Raw genomic sequence first — 14,583 nt, 5'->3', positions numbered from 1 at the left:
CAGGTAATACGATGGCGCATCGGCGATAAGGTCACGCTAAGCGATCAGCGGCGGGGTCCCCGGGCGCCCTACGCGTACTTTATGTCAGCCCGTCCGAGGCCAGTACTCGTCCCTGAGCAGGCGCTTGTACAGCTTTCCCGTGGGGTGGCGGGGCAGCTCGTCACGGAAGTCCACCGATCTCGGGCACTTGTAGTGGGCCAGGCGGTCCCGGCAGTAGGCGATCAGCTCGGCCTCCAGCGCGGGACCGGCGTCGGCCGGGTCGGCCGGCTGCACGACGGCCTTCACCTGCTCGCCCATTTCGGGGTCCGGCACCCCGAAGACGGCCACGTCGGCCACCTTGGGGTGCATCGCCAGCACGTTCTCGGCCTCCTGTGGGTAGATGTTCACCCCACCCGAGATGATCATGTAGGAGCGCCGGTCGGTGAGATAGAGGAATCCGTCCTCGTCCAGGTAGCCGATGTCCCCCAGCGTGGTCCAGCCGCGGCCCTTGGGGTCCTGCACCGACGCGGTCTTCAGCGGGTCGCCGTGATACTCGAACTTCGGCCCGTCGGAGAAGTAGACGGTGCCGTGCTCGCCGGGCGGCAGCTCGTCGCCCTCCTCGTCGCACACGTGGGCCACCCCCAGCAGCGGCCTGCCCACCGTGCCCTTGTGGGCGAGCCAGTCCTCCGGCCCGGCGTACAGGAAGCAGTTGCCCTCCGTGCCCGCGTAGTACTCGTGCACGATCGGCCCCCACCACGCCATCATCCGCTCCTTGACCTCCACGGGGCAGGGCGCGGCGGCGTGGATGGCGCAGCGCAGCGACGACAGGTCGTACCGCCCGCGCACCTCCTCGGGCAGCTTGAGCATCTTGACGAACATCGTCGGGACCCACTGCGCGTGGGTGACACGGTGCCGTTCGACGAGCGCCAGCGCCTCCTCGGGGTCGAACCGCTCCATCACCACCACGGTCGCGCCCAGGCGCTGGAAGGACATGCTGTAGCGCAGCGGAGCGGCGTGGTAGAGCGGCGCGGGCGACAGATACACGCTGTCGGCCGACGGCTCGAACAGGAACCGGATGAGCTGCACGAGGGCGCCGGGAGTCTCCAGCGGCGCCCGGCCGAGCGGCGGCTTGACCCCCTTGGGACGTCCCGTGGTGCCCGAGGAGTAGAGCATGTCGGCGCCCAGGCACTCGTCGTCGACCGGCGTCGCGGGCTGCCCCGCCACCGCCTCCTCGTACGACGTGAAACCCGGGGCGACGCCGTCGAGCATGAGCCGCAGCTCGACCCCGGGCGTGGCGTCGGTGACGGCGCTCGCCACGCCGGCGAGCTGGGCCGAGGAGATGAAGACGCGCGCCCCGCAGTTGTCCACGATGTAGGCCAGCTCGTCGGGCCGCAGACGGGAGCTGATCGCCGTGTAGTACAGGCCCGAGCGGTGGGCCGCCCACGCGATGACGAGGAAGAGCGGATGGTTCTCCAGCATGAAGGCGATGTGGTCGCCGGGCTTCAGACCCGCGGCCCGCAGCAGGTGGGCGAGCCGGTTGGACTCCTCGTCGAGCTCACGGAAGGTGACCACGCGGCCGGAGCCCGCCATGATCACCGCCGGCTTGTCCGGCGTCACCGCCGCGATCGCCCCAGGGTGCATGACCGAACGGTACTCGGTTTGCTTCCGATCTGGTAGAAGAAGATTCCGGATGCGCCCGCTCAGCTCTCCAGCGCCCGGTAAGGGTCGCGCAGCGGCCTGGCCCGCTCGGCGAACGCCGCCTTGATCTCCGTCATCTTCGGTCCCGGCGCGTAGAAGCGGCCCTTGGTCTCGCCGTACGGCTGGAGCCACCCGGTGGCCGCGAGCTCGCGCAGGTCTCGGGCGGCCTGCCCCTGGCTCAGGCCCTCGTCGGCCTGGTACATGCCCCGGCGCAGGCGGCGGGAGACGAACACCTGGTAGAGCGCGGAGACCGTGCGCGGGTGCAGGCCCTGCGCCTCGGTCCGTTCCTCCAGCAGCATCCACACCTCGCCCGCCTCGGCGAGCCTGCGCCCCACCCGCTGTGCCTGCATGTGGTGGCAGCGCAGGACGAACCGAACCCAGGAGAGCGTGTCCCCGTGCGGGCTCCACCGGCGGCGTCCCACCTCACCCAGGACGTCGTAGTAGTCATAGGTGGTGCGCCCCTCGCCCAGCCACTCCTCGATCGAGGCGAACTCCGGCGTGGTGATCTGATCGCGGCCGAGCACGAGCGTCTGCAGCGCCCGCGACATGCGCCCGTTCCCGTCGCGCCACGGGTGGATCTTGACGAGGTTGAGGTGCGCCATGGCGGCGCGGACATAGCTGGGCGCGTCGAGGTCGCCCTCGTTGAGCCACTCGACGAGTTCCGCCAGCAGGGCGGGGACCTGCTCGTGGTCCGGGCCCTCATAGACCACCTCACCGGTCGCGGAGTTGCGGACGTAGATCCCGCCGGGCCGCACCGTGCCCGGCGTCTTGTCCACGTGGTGGCCGATCATCATGAAGTTCAGCGCGTGCAGCAGCCCCGCGTCATATCGGAAGACCCGGGCCCGCGACAGGGCGCCGATGTAGGTGAGCGCCTGCCGGTAGCCGGCGATCTCCCGTGCGACGGCGGCCGACGTCTCCAGGGGGTCCTCACCCGACATGATCGACTCGATGTCCTCGACACTGGCGTGGTAACCCTCGATCGAGTTGGATCCCTGGATGGCCCGGGCCTGCAACTGCCGTCGCAGCAGGCCGTCCCAGCGGTGGGCCTCGGCCAGCCGGTATTTCAGGTCACGCCGCATCTCCTCGATCTCGGCGAGCACCTTCTCGTCCGCGGCCTCCAGTGCCGGTGTGCCGTACAGCATGGGGTCACAAAAGCATGGACGAATCATCCGGTCAAGCGACCGGATGATTCGTCCATATATGTACGCTCGGGAGGCGCGTCAGGAGGCGGGGATGACCGAGCCCTTGAACGTGTCCTCGATGTACTTCTTCACCTCGGGGCCGGTCAGCAGCTCGATGAGCGTCTTCACCCGCGGGTCGCTCTCGCGCCCCTGGGCGACCACCAGGCCGTTGGCGTACGGGTTGCCCTCGGCCTTCTCCAGCACCAGCGCGTCGGAGGCCGGGTTGAGGCTCGCCTCCAGCGCGTAGTTGCCGTTGATCACGGCGGCGTCCACGTCGTCGAGCGAGCGCGGCAGCTGCGCGGCCTCCAGCGGGCGGAAGGTCAGGTTCTTCGGATTGCCGGTCACGTCGCGCTCGGTCGCGGCGGTGCCCACGCCGTCCTTCAGCGTGACCACGCCGTTGTCGGCGAGCAGCTTGAGCGCCCGGCCGAGGTTGGTGGCGTCGTTGGGCACGGCGACCGTGCCGTCCTGCGGCAGCGACGCGAGGTCCTTGACCTTCTTGGAGTACAGGCCGAGCGGCTCGAGGTGCACCGGAGCGACGAAGCTCAGCTTGGTGCCCTTGGAGGCGTTGAAGTCGTCCAGGTAGGGCTTGTGCTGGAAGTAGTTGGCGTCGAGCTGACCGTCCTGGAGCTGCAGGTTGGGCTGCACGTAGTCGCTGAACTCGACGATCTCCAGCTTCAGCCCCTTCGCGGCGGCCAGGTTGTCGGCCACGTACTTGATGATCTGCGCGTGCGGCACCGGGCTCACGCCGACCTTGAGCGGGGCCTGCGCCGCCGCCGTGCCGGAGGTGGAGGTGGTCGCGGTGTCCGGGGACGAGGACCCGCAGGCGGACAACACGAGCGCGGCCACGGCGGCGATGACGAGGCCGAGCGTTCTACGCATGAGAAAGGACTCCTTATCGGTTAACGGTGGGAAAGTCGACGGGCGACGGCGTCGCCCACGGTCTGCGCGAGCTGCACCACGACGACCAGGACGACCACGGTGACGACCATGAGCGTGGTCTCGAAGCGCTGGTAGCCGTAGCGGACGGCGAGGTCGCCGAGGCCGCCGCCGCCGATCACCCCGGCCATCGCGGAGTAGGAGATGAGCGTGACCACGGTGACGGTCAGCCCGGCGACCAGGCCGGGCAGCGCCTCGGGCAGCAGGACGCGTGTCACGATCGTCACCCGGCCCGCCCCCATCGCCTCGGCCGCCTGCACGACGTCGCGGCCGACCTCGCGCAGCGCGGTCTCGACCAGCCGGGCGAAGAAGGGCACCGCGCCGATCGTGAGAGGGACCACCGCGGCGGCGGTGCCGATCGTGGTGCCGGTGAGCACGCGGGTCACCGGGATGACCGCGATCATGAGGACGATGAAGGGCAGTGACCGCCCGACGTTGACGACCAGCCCGAGCACGCGCCGCACGACGGGCGCCGGGAACAGCCCGCCCCGGTCCGTCCCGGCGAGGCAGACGCCGAGCGGGAGCCCGAAGAGCACGGTGAACAGCGTGGACCAGCCCACCATCACCGCGGTCTGCCCGGTGGCCTCCCACAGCAGGGGGCTCATCTCCGACCAGGTCATCGGTCCTCCTCCGGCAGCAGGCCGCGCTCGCGCAGGTGGGTGAGGGCGTCCGCCGCACCGGCCCCGGTGATCCGCAGCCGCAGCCGGCCCGCCGGGGCCCCCGCCACTTGCTCGACCGCGCCCCCCACCACGGCGACGTCCACGTCGTACGCGCGCGAAAGACGCGACAGCAGGGTCTCGTCCGCGGCCAGGGCGACCGTCACGGTGCCGGGTTCGGCGGGCGGCAGCGGGAACAGCTCGGCGGCCAGGCGTGATCCGGGCGTGGCGAGCAGGTCGGGGATGCGGCCCGCCTCGGCGATCCGCCCGTCACTCATGATCGCCGCCGAGTCGCATACGGCCTTGATGACGTCCATCTCGTGGGTTATGAGCAGGATGGTCAGCCCGAGCTCCCGGTTGAGCCGCCGGAGCAGGGCCAGGATCGACTGGGTCGTGGCGGGGTCGAGCGCGGAGGTGGCCTCGTCCGACAGCAGCACCGACGGCTCGGCGGCCAGGGCCCGCGCGATGCCGACCCGCTGCTTCTGGCCGCCGGACAGCTGCGCGGGATAGGCCCCGGCGCGGTCGGCCAGGCCCACGAGGTCGAGCATCTCCGCGACGCGCCGGGCCCGGGCGGCCCTGCCGACGCCCATGACCTCCAGCGGGAAGGCCACGTTGCCCGCCACCGTGCGCGACGACAGCAGCGCGAAGTGCTGGTGGATCATGCCGATGCGCTGCCGGGCGCGGCGCAGGTCGGCCGCGCCGAGGGCGGTCAGCTCGCGCCCGTCGACGGTCACCGTGCCCTCGTCCGGACGTTCGAGCAGGTTGACGCAGCGCAGCAGCGTGCTCTTGCCGGCGCCGCTGCGCCCGAGCACGCCGAAGACCTCGCCCTTGCCGACGTGGAGGTCGACGCCGTCGAGCGCGACGACGTCGCCGTAGGCCTTGCGCAGGCCGGCGACCGTGATCACTGGCTGTCCTTCGAAGACGTGATCCGGCGCAGGATCAGATCGGGCAGCGGGGAGAGCGTCATCGTCGAGTGCCTTCGTCGGGAGGGGGTGGGGAGAACGGGCTTCAGACCGCGGGACACCCTCGCCCAGGCGGGTTGACCAGGTTCGATACGCTCACGAAGGGCTGCAACGGGAGTGAGTCACCCCTTATTCCCTACCGGTAATGTGTCCTCGATCACAGAGGCCCGCGCCTCCGGGACGGAGACGCGGGCCGGGTGCGGGAAAGGGTCAGGCGACCGCCTGCCGGGCGACCGTCGCCGGGGTGAGGGCCAGGTCGAGGACCTCACGGACGTCGCTCACCGCGTGGACGGTGAGATCGGCCAGCACCTCGGCCGGGACGTCGTCCAGGTCGGGCTCGTTGCGGGCCGGGATGAGCACGGTCGTGACCCCCGCCCGGTGGGCGGCGAGCAGCTTCTGCTTCACCCCGCCGATCGGCAGCACCCGCCCGGTGAGGGAGACCTCCCCGGTCATCGCCACGTCGGCGCGCACCGGTCGGCCCGACAGCAGCGAGGCCAGGGCCGTGGTCATCGTGACACCGGCCGACGGCCCGTCCTTGGGCACGGCGCCCGCGGGGACGTGGATGTGCACCGACCTGTCCTTGAGCGAGCCGACCGGAAGCTCCAGCTCCGCGCCCCGCGACCGCAGGAAGGACAGCGCGATCTGGGCCGACTCCTTCATCACGTCGCCGAGCTGGCCGGTCAGGGTCACGCCGGTCGCCCCGGTCTCCGGGTCGGCCAGCGACGCCTCGACGTAGAGGACGTCACCGCCCGCGCCGGTCACCGCGAGGCCGGTCGCCACGCCCGGCACCGCCGTACGCTGGCGCGCCTCCGGCAGGGACGACTCGGGCACGTGACGCGGCCGGCCCAGGTAGGAGACGAGGTCGTCCGCCGTCACCGTCACCGGGAGCCCGGCCTCGCCGAGGGCGACGTTCGCTGTCACCTTGCGCAGGATCCGGGCGATCGAGCGCTCGAGGGAGCGGACGCCGGCCTCTCGGGTGTACTCGCCCGCCAGGCGGCGCAGCGCCGCCTCCTCCACCGTCACGTCGTCGGCGGTGAGACCGGCCTTCTCCAGGTTGCGCGGGAGGAGGTGGTCGCGGGCGATGGCGACCTTCTCGTCCTCGGTGTAGCCGTCGAGCGTGACGATCTCCATGCGGTCCAGCAGCGGCCCGGGCACCTGCTCGAGCACGTTGGCCGTGGCGAGGAACAGCACGTCGCTCAGGTCGAGCTCGACCTCCAGGTAGTGGTCGCGGAACGTGTGGTTCTGCGCCGGGTCGAGCACCTCGAGCAGCGCCGCCGTCGGGTCGCCCCGGTAGTCGGCGCCGACCTTGTCGATCTCGTCGAGCAGCACGACCGGGTTCATCGAGCCCGCCTCGCGGATCGCCCGGACGACGCGGCCGGGCAGCGCGCCCACGTAGGTGCGCCGGTGGCCGCGGATCTCCGCCTCGTCGCGGACGCCGCCGAGGGCGACCCGGACGAACTTCCGGCCCATGGCGCGGGCGACCGACTCGCCGAGCGAGGTCTTGCCGACCCCGGGAGGCCCGGCCAGCGCGAGCACGGCGCCGCTGCGGCGGCCGCCGACCACGCCGAGGCCCTGGTCGGCCCTGCGCTTGCGGACCGCGAGGTACTCCACGATGCGGTCCTTCACGTCGTCCAGGCCCGTGTGGTCGGCGTCGAGCACCGCGCGGGCCCCGGCGATGTCGTAGGAGTCGGTCGTGTGGACGTTCCACGGCATGTCGAGCACGGTGTCGAGCCAGGTGCGGATCCAGCCGCTCTCGGGCGACTGGTCCGAGGCCCGCTCCAGCTTTCCGACCTCCTTGAGCGCGGCCTCCCTGACCTTCTCCGGCAGGTCGGCGGCCTCGATGCGGGCGCGGTAGTCCTCCTCCTCGTCCGAGGGGTCGCCGTTGAGCTCGGAGAGCTCCTTGCGGACCGCCGCGAGCTGCTGGCGGAGCAGGAACTCGCGCTGCTGCTTCTCCATGCCCTCCTGAACGTCCTTGCGGATGGTCTCGGCGACGTCCATCTCCGCGAGGTGGTCACGGGCCCAGCCGACCAGCTTGTCGAGACGCTCGGCCGGGTCGTCGATCTCCAGCAGCAGCAGCTTCTGCTGGATGGTCAGCCAGGGCGCGTACCCCGAGCTGTCGGCGAGGTCCGCGGGGTCCTTGATCTGGTTGACGGCGTCGACGACCTGCCACGCGCCCCGCTTCTGCAGGATGGTGGTGGTCAGGGCCTTGTACTCCTTGGCGAGCTCCTCGGCCCTGGGCCCGGCGGCGACCGGCTCCAGGACGGTCGCCTCGACCCACAGGGCCGCGCCGGGGCCGGAGGTGCCGGTGCCGACGCGCATGCGGTCGACGCCCCGGACGACGGCGGCGGGCTCCCCGCCCGGCAGCCTGCCGACCTGTTCCACGACCGCGCTCACCCCCACGGGCCCGTAGCGGCCGTCTATGCGGGGCACCAGCAGGACCGTGCTCTCGCCATTGGCGCGGGCGGCGTCGATGGCCGCGCGGACCTCGGAGTCCGACAGATCGAGCGGCACGACCATGCCGGGCAGGACGACCTCGTCGTCGAGCGGGAGGACGGGAAGGATCTGGGACATCAGCACTCCAGTAGGTTGAGTTATGTCGGCTCAACTAACAGGAGTCCGATCCTGTTCCCTGTTCTGCGCCAGTTCGCTGTGAGCGATCGTAATTGTGTAATCCCCTGCCATGACGCGCTCGCCCTCCCCCTAACGCATGATGGCGTCCATGACATCCGGACATATTCGGCTTCGCTCGACCTCAGGTCGATGGGTGCTGCTGACCACCGTCCTCGGGTCGGGCATGGCCACGCTCGACGGCACCGTGGTCAACGTGGCCCTTCCCGCTCTCGGACGTGACCTGCACGCCGGGATGTCCGGCCTCCAGTGGACCGTGAACGCGTACACGCTCACCATGGCCGCGCTGATCCTGCTGGGCGGGTCGCTGGGCGACCGGCTCGGCAGGCGGAAGGTCTTCGTCGCCGGGGTGGTCTGGTTCGCCCTGGCCTCCGCCCTGTGCGGGGCCGCGCCGAACACGCTCGTGCTCGTGCTCGCCCGTGCGCTCCAGGGCGTCGGCGCGGCGCTGCTGATCCCCGGGTCCCTGGCGATCATCCAGGCGAGCTACGCACCGGACGACCGGTCCCGCGCCGTCGGCGCCTGGTCGGGGCTGGGCGGCGTGGCCGCCGCGCTCGGGCCGCTGCTCGGCGGCTGGCTCGTGGAGGCGGCCGGCTGGCGGTGGGTGTTCCTGCTCAACCTGCCGCTCGCGGCCGTCGTGGCCGGCGTCGCCGCCCGGCACGTGCCCGAGACCCGGGACGCCGGGCCGCACGGCCGCTTCGACGTGCTCGGGACCGTTCTCGCCGCCCCGGCGCTGGCCGGGCTGACGTACGGCCTGATCCTCGCGGGCGACGGCCTGGTGCCGCTGGCCGCCGGGCTCGTCCTGAGCGTCTGCTTCGTGGTGGTGGAGATCCGGCGCTCCCCCCGGGCCCTCGTCCCCGTGGGGGTCTTCGCCTCGCGGGAGTTCACCGCGGTCAACGTCGTCACGCTGGTCATGTACGCGGCGATGGGCCTGGTGTTCTTCCTGCTGGTCGTCCAGCTCCAGGTGTCCGGCGGCTTCTCTCCCATCGCCGCCGGGTCGGCGATGCTCCCGGTCACGGTCCTCATGCTGCTGCTGTCGCCCCGGGCCGGCGAGCTGGCGGGCAAGGTGGGACCGCGCCCGCTCATGACGGGCGGCATCCTGCTGTGCGCGGCCGGGTTGCTGCTGATGAGCCGCATCGCCCCGGGCTCGTCCTATCTCACCGACGTGATGCCCGCGGCGGTCGTGTTCGGGCTCGGCCTGTCCGCCGCCGTCGCCCCGCTCACCGCGACCGTGCTCGCCACGGCGGAGGAGCGGTACGCGGGCGTCGCGAGCGGGATCAACAACGCCCTTGCCAGGACGGGCGGCCTCCTGGCCGTCGCCGCCGTCCCGCCGCTGGTGGGGCTGACGGGGGACGCCTACGACTCCCCTGCGGCGTTCACCCGGGGGTTCCACACGTCGATGCTGGTCGGCGCGGCCATGATGGCCGCCGCCGCGGTCGTCACGTTCCTCACGATCAGGACGAACGTCCTCGCGGCCGCGCCCGAACCGCCCGCCCCCGGCTGCCCGGTCGACGCGCCACCCCTCGGACCCCGCCCTCCGGCGAGTTCGGGCGCCTGACGCGGGAGGTTCACGCGCCCGCGAGCTCAGCCCAGCAGCGTCTTGAGGTCCTCGCGCAGGGCGGCGGCGTCACGGAAGTGGACGGCGGCGAGCCCGGCCCGCTCGGCCGCCGCGACGTTCTCCAGCCGGTCGTCCACGAAGACGAGGTCTCCGGGTGCGACCCCGAGCCAGGCCACGGTCTCGTGGAAGATCTCCGGCTCCGGCTTCACCAGGCCCATCCTGCCGCTGTAGAAACGCGGGCCGATCGGCCGCATGAACGGCAGCCCGTCGATGCCCTCGGCGACGCAGACCGGCATGTTGGACAGCAGCGCCATGGGCACCCCGACCCCGGCCAGCTCGTCGATGATCGCCACGGTCTCCTCGTTGGGCCGCGACCAGCTCGCGACGTCGAGGGCGACGACCGCCTCCAGGTCCGAACCGGCCATCGGCCTGCCGTACACGTGGGACCAGTACGCGGCGGGGTCGAGCGAACCCCGGTCGAAGTCGAGCCGCACCTCCCAGTAGCGGTCCTCGAATCCCGGATCACCTCCCGCCATGCGTGCGACGTCCTCGGGGGCCTGGGGAAGCGACACGACGTTGCCGTAGTCGAAAAGCACAGTCTTCATGGTCGTACGATCATAGCTCGTGTTCGGAAGTCAGGACACGTAGGTCTTGAGGTATTCGTTGGCGCTCCCGCAGCGCAGGTAGTTGCGCACGGTGTGGAAGTCGAGCCAGTCGATGTCGCAGGAGACGTCGCGCTCGACGCCGTCGAAGCACGAGGCCAGGACGGCCGGGATGGCGGCGATGTCGTCCTTGTCGGCGATGTTGACCCAGCGTCGCACCCCCGGCGGACGCGCCCCCCTGCCCCGCACCGGGACCGGCGCGAGCCTCTCGAAGACGACATCGCGCATGCCGAGCGGGCTGCCCAGCGTCACGAGCAGGTCGACCGTGAGATCGGGATACGCCCACAGCGCCTCGTAGGCCACGACACTGCCGAGCGAATGGGCGACGACCACGCGGGGACGGCGCCTGCGCACGACGCCGGCCACCGCGTCGCGGGCCCGCACGCGCGGGTCGCCGCCGCCCAGGTAGGCGGCCACCTCCGGGCAGAAGTCCTGCGCGAAGCGCACCGCCTGCGGGCCCATCCTCGTCAGCAGCCACTCGGCCAGCCGGTGGGCGAGGCCCGTGAGCGACTCCCCCGCCACGTCCCGGAAGGGCCCGCCGAGCTGGGCCGCCCAGTCGGCGAGCACCAGCTTGGCCGGCGCCTCCATCTGCCGGGGCGGCTTCGGCGGCCCGCTGCGCAGGTGATGGGCGTAGTAGGCGATCTCGGCGAAGTACTCCCCCGCGCCGTCCTCGCGCCCGGTGAGGCCCTGGTGCAGATAGGCGTTCCACTTGGCCCGCATGGCCTCGGCGGCGCCGCCCGCCGACCGGCCCGCCTCCTCGTAGTAGTGGTACTTGCCGATGCCGTGGACGCCCACGATCGAGGTCATGCTCCCGCCATCCCTTCGCCGGAATACCGGGGGTCACTGTGCACGACGCGATGGACCGCGACAACCGCGAGCGACGTTCACGGTGATAAATGGCGAGCAGTGGTGATATTCACCGAGATAGGTTGGAAATCCCGATCGAGGAAGGAACGTCATGACAGGCCCGTTGCACGTGCGCGGCTCGGTCGTCGTGCCCGAGGCGGAGCTCGCCTGGCGTTTCTCCCGCTCCTCGGGCCCCGGCGGCCAGGGCGTCAACACCACCGACAGCCGGGTCGAGCTGAGTTTCGACCTCGCGCGCACGACCGCCCTCGGCCCGGCGCTGAAGGCCCGTGCCGCCGAACGGCTCGCCGCCCGCCTCGTGGACGGCGTGATCACGGTGACGGCCTCGGAGCACCGCTCGCAGCTGCGCAACCGGGAGGCGGCGCGGGAACGGCTCGCCGCCCTGCTCCGCGACGCGGTCGCGCCGCCTCCGAAGCGGCGGCGCCCCACCAAGCCGTCCAAGGGCTCGGTCGAGCGCCGCCTGTCGGCCAAGAAGCACCGGTCCGACCTCAAGCGCCTGCGCCGTACGGCGGAATGAACAGCCGGAACGCCTCGGCGGGCGGGAGCGCGACCCTGACTCTCCCGACGAGGCGGCGGCGCCGCGGTCCTGCGCTCACCTCTCCTCCAGCCGGTGCGCGTCGGCCGCGGTGAGAGTCAGACCGTAGACCTCCTTGAGCTGACCGATCTTCGCGAGGGTCTCCGGTCCGAACGGCGCCTTGCCCTCGAAGGCGTGCAGGACGATCCCCTCGACCAGATCACCGAGGGACATGTCCAGGTATTCGGCCAGGCCCTTGAGCACCTTCAACGTGTTGCGCTCGATGCGCAGACCGGTCTGCGCGCGCTCGACTGTTACCATGTTACCAAGGTAACAGAATCTACAGTCGCCGGTCCTCCATCTCCCAGATGTGGTCGGCCACGTGCCAGACGATGCGGCGGGCGGCGTACCGGACTGGCCATCCCTCGCCGCCGGGCGGGAAGGCCTCCGCAGGCTGCGAGAGCGCCCGAGCGATGTCCTCGCGCATGGCGACGAGGCCGGCCTCGTCCTTGAAGGGCCTGTGCCGCACGCCGATCTTCCGGGCGTACGCGCGCTCGGCCTCCACGACGTGGGCGACCATCTTGTCCCGGTCCCTGCCTCCGCCCCTAGGGCCCTTGCGCAGCTCCTCGGGGGACGCGGCGGCCACCTCGGCGAACACCGCCCACGCCGCGCGGGCGAGGGCGGCCGTACGGGCGGCCTCCGGCGCGTCCACCGGCTCCCGGTCGAAGCCGGGGATGGCGGAGATCGCGCCGAAGTCCGTCGTGCTGTCGCCCTTGACCCGTGCGACGACCTCCGGCTCCCCCGGCGCGAACTCCAGCCCGGCCCGCTCGGCGATCACCCGGTAGCGAGGTGCGTAGTCCACGAGCGTGCCGAGCGCGGCCTCCTCGGTCTTGCCGATGCGGCACCAGCCCGGCCAGTCGATCGAGCAGGCGAAGACCTTCTTGGGGCCGATTTCCAGGTAGACGCGATGGTTCATGCCGGCCAGCATCGCAGCCGTACCTGACAGGCTCCGGCAGGTTCTAGACCAGGTCGATGAGGTCGGCCACGGAGTTGACCACCTGGGTGGGCCGGAACGGGTACCGGTCGATCTGGTCCTTCTGGGTGACGCCGGTGAGCACGAGGATCGTGTGCAGGCCGGCCTCGATGCCGCACACCACGTCGGTGTCCATGCGGTCGCCGATCATGGCGGTGGTCTCGCTGTGCGCGTCGATCTGGTTGAGCGCGCTGCGCATCATCATCGGGTTCGGCTTCCCGACGAAGTACGGCTCCACCCCGGTCGCCTTGGTGATCATCGCCGCCACCGCGCCGCAGGCCGGCAGCGAGCCCTCCGTCGAGGGGCCGATGGGGTCGGGGTTGGTCGCGATGAACCGGGCGCCGTTGTCGATCAGCCGGATCGCCCGCGTTATCGACGTGAAGCTGTAGGTGCGGGTCTCGCCCAGCACGACGTAGTCCGGGTCGAGGTCGGTCAGCACGTAGCCGACCTCGTGCAGGGCCGTGGTCAGCCCCGCCTCGCCGATCACGTACGCCGAGCCCTCGGGCCGCTGGTCGGCGAGGAACTTGGCCGTGGCCAGCGCGGAGGTCCAGATCGACTCGGGCGGCACGTCCAGCCCGGCCGCGCGCAGCCGTACGGACAGGTCGCGGGCGGTGTAGATCGAGTTGTTGGTGAGGACGAGGAACCGCTTCCCCGACTCCTTCAGCCGCCTGATGAACTCGTCGGCACCCGGCACCGGCTGGCCCTCGTGGACCAGCACCCCGTCCATATCGGACAACCACGACTCAATGGGCTTACGCTCGCTCATGCGTCCAAGCATGGCAGGTGAGGGCGGAGTGAAGCACATCCGCGCCGCGTCCGGAAATATCCGGATGCGACCTCAGGTTGGGCCGAGCATGAGCGATGACAACATCCGTGGGGTGCCGCGCGGGACGGCCGAGGTGCCGCTGTCGATCCTGGAGCTCGCGACCGTCGGGGAGGGCTCGACGCCCGGCGAGGCGCTGCGCGACGCCACCGGGCTGGCCCGGCGGGCCGAGGAGTGGGGCTACCACCGCATCTGGGTCGCCGAGCACCACGGCATGCCCGGAGTGGCCAGCTCCTCCCCCGCGGTGCTCATCGCGCACCTCGCGGCGGCGACCCGGTCGATCCGGATCGGTTCCGGCGGCGTGATGCTGCCCAACCACGCCCCGCTGGTGATCGCCGAGCAGTTCGGCACGCTGCACGCCCTGCACCCCGGCCGGATCGACCTCGGCCTCGGCCGCGCCCCCGGCACCGATATGGCGACGGCGAACGCCCTGCGCCGCTCGGCCGAGGTGGACCCGGACGAGTTCCCCCAGCAGGTGGCCGAGCTGACCGGCTTCCTCGACGGCGCATTCCCGCCCGGCCACCCGTACGGAAAGATCCAGGCGGTGCCGCGTGGTGACGACCGGCCGCCGATCTGGCTGCTCGGCTCCAGCGGGTTCAGCGCCAGGCTGGCCGGGCTGCTCGGGCTGCCGTTCGCCTTCGCCCACCACTTCAGCGCCGCCAACACCGAGCCCGCGCTCGACCTCTACCGCTCCTCGTTCCGGCCCTCGGAGGTGCTCGACCGGCCGTACGCGCTGATCGGCGTGGCGGCCGTCGCCGCGGACACCGAGGAGGAGGCGCTGCGCCAGACCATGCCGGGCGCGCTGTCGTGGCTGCGCCTGCGGCAGGGCCGGCCCGGCCGCACCCCCACCCCGGAGGAGGCGGAGGCGTACCCGTACACCCCGATGGAGCGGGAGTTCGTTCGCGAACGGCTGTCGACCGTGGTGCACGGCGATCCGCAGACCGTGCGTGCCGGGCTGGAGGAGCTGCGCAAGCGCACCGGGGCCGACGAACTGATGATCACCACGCAGGTCCACGGCGGCGCTGCACGCCTGCGCTCCTACGAGCTGATCGCCCAGGCGTACGGCATGATCCCCTGATCCTTCAGAAATCA

14 protein-coding genes are annotated in these 14,583 nt (G+C 71.5%); 3 read left to right on the top strand and 11 right to left on the bottom strand.

The genetic code is table 11. The features are described 5' to 3' along the window. Nucleotides 1-84: 84 nt before the first annotated feature. The 6 genes from ACWEQG_RS31800 to lon all read right to left on the bottom strand — a co-directional run bounded on the left by ACWEQG_RS31800 (nt 85) and on the right by lon (nt 7,983). Nucleotides 85-1,620, bottom strand: a complete 1,536-nt coding sequence (locus tag ACWEQG_RS31800) for an acyl-CoA synthetase (protein ID WP_452290380.1) — start codon at nt 1,618-1,620, stop codon at nt 85-87. Between the two features lie 59 nt (nt 1,621-1,679). After that, entirely contained in the window at nt 1,680-2,819 is a 1,140-nt protein-coding gene (locus ACWEQG_RS31795; protein WP_452290378.1) for a Fic family protein, read from the bottom strand. Between the two features lie 78 nt (nt 2,820-2,897). Then, on the bottom strand, nt 2,898-3,737 hold the full coding sequence (locus ACWEQG_RS31790) for a MetQ/NlpA family ABC transporter substrate-binding protein (RefSeq protein ID WP_452290377.1): 840 nt from the start codon (nt 3,735-3,737) through the stop codon (nt 2,898-2,900). A gap of 20 nt (nt 3,738-3,757) precedes the next feature. After that, nucleotides 3,758-4,414, bottom strand: a complete 657-nt coding sequence (locus tag ACWEQG_RS31785; RefSeq protein WP_363462365.1) for a methionine ABC transporter permease — start codon at nt 4,412-4,414, stop codon at nt 3,758-3,760. Continuing rightward, nucleotides 4,411-5,355, bottom strand: a complete 945-nt coding sequence (locus ACWEQG_RS31780; protein WP_452290375.1) for a methionine ABC transporter ATP-binding protein — start codon at nt 5,353-5,355, stop codon at nt 4,411-4,413. Before ACWEQG_RS31780 ends, ACWEQG_RS31785 begins: the two co-directional genes overlap by 4 nt. A gap of 267 nt (nt 5,356-5,622) precedes the next feature. Then, on the bottom strand, nt 5,623-7,983 hold the full coding sequence (lon, locus tag ACWEQG_RS31775) for an endopeptidase La (RefSeq protein WP_452290373.1): 2,361 nt from the start codon (nt 7,981-7,983) through the stop codon (nt 5,623-5,625). Nucleotides 7,984-8,176: 193 nt separating this feature from the next. Here lon and ACWEQG_RS31770 point away from each other — a divergent pair, with 193 nt between their 5' ends. Then, a complete protein-coding gene (locus ACWEQG_RS31770; RefSeq protein ID WP_452290371.1) occupies nt 8,177-9,595 on the top strand; it encodes an MFS transporter in 1,419 nt (472 codons plus the stop codon). A gap of 26 nt (nt 9,596-9,621) precedes the next feature. On the opposite strand, the gene ACWEQG_RS31765 is transcribed toward ACWEQG_RS31770, so the two are convergent. Together ACWEQG_RS31765 and ACWEQG_RS31760 are read right to left on the bottom strand one after the other, a co-directional pair. After that, the gene (locus tag ACWEQG_RS31765) at nt 9,622-10,200 is read right to left on the bottom strand and encodes an HAD-IA family hydrolase (protein ID WP_452290369.1); all 579 of its coding nucleotides are present in this window, start codon (nt 10,198-10,200) and stop codon (nt 9,622-9,624) included. Nucleotides 10,201-10,230: 30 nt separating this feature from the next. Continuing rightward, entirely contained in the window at nt 10,231-11,064 is an 834-nt protein-coding gene (locus ACWEQG_RS31760; protein ID WP_452290367.1) for a hypothetical protein, read from the bottom strand. Nucleotides 11,065-11,215: 151 nt separating this feature from the next. On the opposite strand from ACWEQG_RS31760, the gene arfB reads away from it, so the two are divergent. After that, nucleotides 11,216-11,638 carry an alternative ribosome rescue aminoacyl-tRNA hydrolase ArfB gene (gene arfB / locus ACWEQG_RS31755; protein ID WP_452290365.1) on the top strand — a complete coding sequence of 141 codons (423 nt, stop codon included), beginning with the start codon at nt 11,216-11,218 and terminating at the stop codon, nt 11,636-11,638. A gap of 75 nt (nt 11,639-11,713) precedes the next feature. On the opposite strand, the gene ACWEQG_RS31750 is transcribed toward arfB, so the two are convergent. Genes ACWEQG_RS31750 through ACWEQG_RS31740 form a run of 3 tightly spaced genes read right to left on the bottom strand, consistent with a single transcriptional unit; the run spans nt 11,714 to nt 13,434 of the window. After that, nucleotides 11,714-11,956 (bottom strand): hypothetical protein, encoded by a 243-nt coding sequence (locus tag ACWEQG_RS31750; RefSeq protein WP_363462357.1) that lies wholly within the window; start codon nt 11,954-11,956, stop codon nt 11,714-11,716. A gap of 19 nt (nt 11,957-11,975) precedes the next feature. Continuing rightward, on the bottom strand, nt 11,976-12,611 hold the full coding sequence (locus tag ACWEQG_RS31745; protein ID WP_452290363.1) for a hypothetical protein: 636 nt from the start codon (nt 12,609-12,611) through the stop codon (nt 11,976-11,978). Nucleotides 12,612-12,654: 43 nt separating this feature from the next. Continuing rightward, nucleotides 12,655-13,434, bottom strand: coding sequence for an HAD-IIA family hydrolase (locus ACWEQG_RS31740; RefSeq protein ID WP_169982340.1), 780 nt, complete (start codon nt 13,432-13,434; stop codon nt 12,655-12,657). A gap of 88 nt (nt 13,435-13,522) precedes the next feature. On the opposite strand from ACWEQG_RS31740, the gene ACWEQG_RS31735 reads away from it, so the two are divergent. Then, nucleotides 13,523-14,569: an LLM class flavin-dependent oxidoreductase gene (locus ACWEQG_RS31735; protein ID WP_452290361.1), complete on the top strand. Its 1,047-nt coding sequence runs from the start codon at nt 13,523-13,525 to the stop codon at nt 14,567-14,569. Nucleotides 14,570-14,583 lie beyond the last annotated feature (14 nt).

The sequence above is a fragment of the Microbispora sp. NPDC004025 genome (genome assembly GCF_053604425.1).
The sequence above is the reverse complement of the archived record's forward strand: the minus strand, read 5'-3'. Positions and strand labels throughout refer to the sequence as shown.

What these genes read in the sequence shown, in the direction of transcription:
- ACWEQG_RS31800 (WP_452290380.1), bottom strand. Translation starts at nt 1,620, where the DNA reads ATGCACCCTGGGGCGATCGCGGCGGTGACGCCGGACAAGCCGGCGGTG.
- ACWEQG_RS31795 (WP_452290378.1), bottom strand. Translation starts at nt 2,819, where the DNA reads ATGCTGTACGGCACACCGGCACTGGAGGCCGCGGACGAGAAGGTGCTC.
- ACWEQG_RS31790 (WP_452290377.1), bottom strand. Translation starts at nt 3,737, where the DNA reads ATGCGTAGAACGCTCGGCCTCGTCATCGCCGCCGTGGCCGCGCTCGTG.
- ACWEQG_RS31785 (WP_363462365.1), bottom strand. Translation starts at nt 4,414, where the DNA reads ATGACCTGGTCGGAGATGAGCCCCCTGCTGTGGGAGGCCACCGGGCAG.
- lon (WP_452290373.1), bottom strand. Translation starts at nt 7,983, where the DNA reads ATGTCCCAGATCCTTCCCGTCCTCCCGCTCGACGACGAGGTCGTCCTG.
- ACWEQG_RS31765 (WP_452290369.1), bottom strand. Translation starts at nt 10,200, where the DNA reads ATGAAGACTGTGCTTTTCGACTACGGCAACGTCGTGTCGCTTCCCCAG.
- ACWEQG_RS31760 (WP_452290367.1), bottom strand. Translation starts at nt 11,064, where the DNA reads ATGACCTCGATCGTGGGCGTCCACGGCATCGGCAAGTACCACTACTAC.
- arfB (WP_452290365.1), top strand. Translation starts at nt 11,216, where the DNA reads ATGACAGGCCCGTTGCACGTGCGCGGCTCGGTCGTCGTGCCCGAGGCG.
- ACWEQG_RS31750 (WP_363462357.1), bottom strand. Translation starts at nt 11,956, where the DNA reads ATGGTAACAGTCGAGCGCGCGCAGACCGGTCTGCGCATCGAGCGCAAC.
- ACWEQG_RS31745 (WP_452290363.1), bottom strand. Translation starts at nt 12,611, where the DNA reads ATGAACCATCGCGTCTACCTGGAAATCGGCCCCAAGAAGGTCTTCGCC.
- ACWEQG_RS31740 (WP_169982340.1), bottom strand. Translation starts at nt 13,434, where the DNA reads ATGAGCGAGCGTAAGCCCATTGAGTCGTGGTTGTCCGATATGGACGGG.
- ACWEQG_RS31735 (WP_452290361.1), top strand. Translation starts at nt 13,523, where the DNA reads ATGAGCGATGACAACATCCGTGGGGTGCCGCGCGGGACGGCCGAGGTG.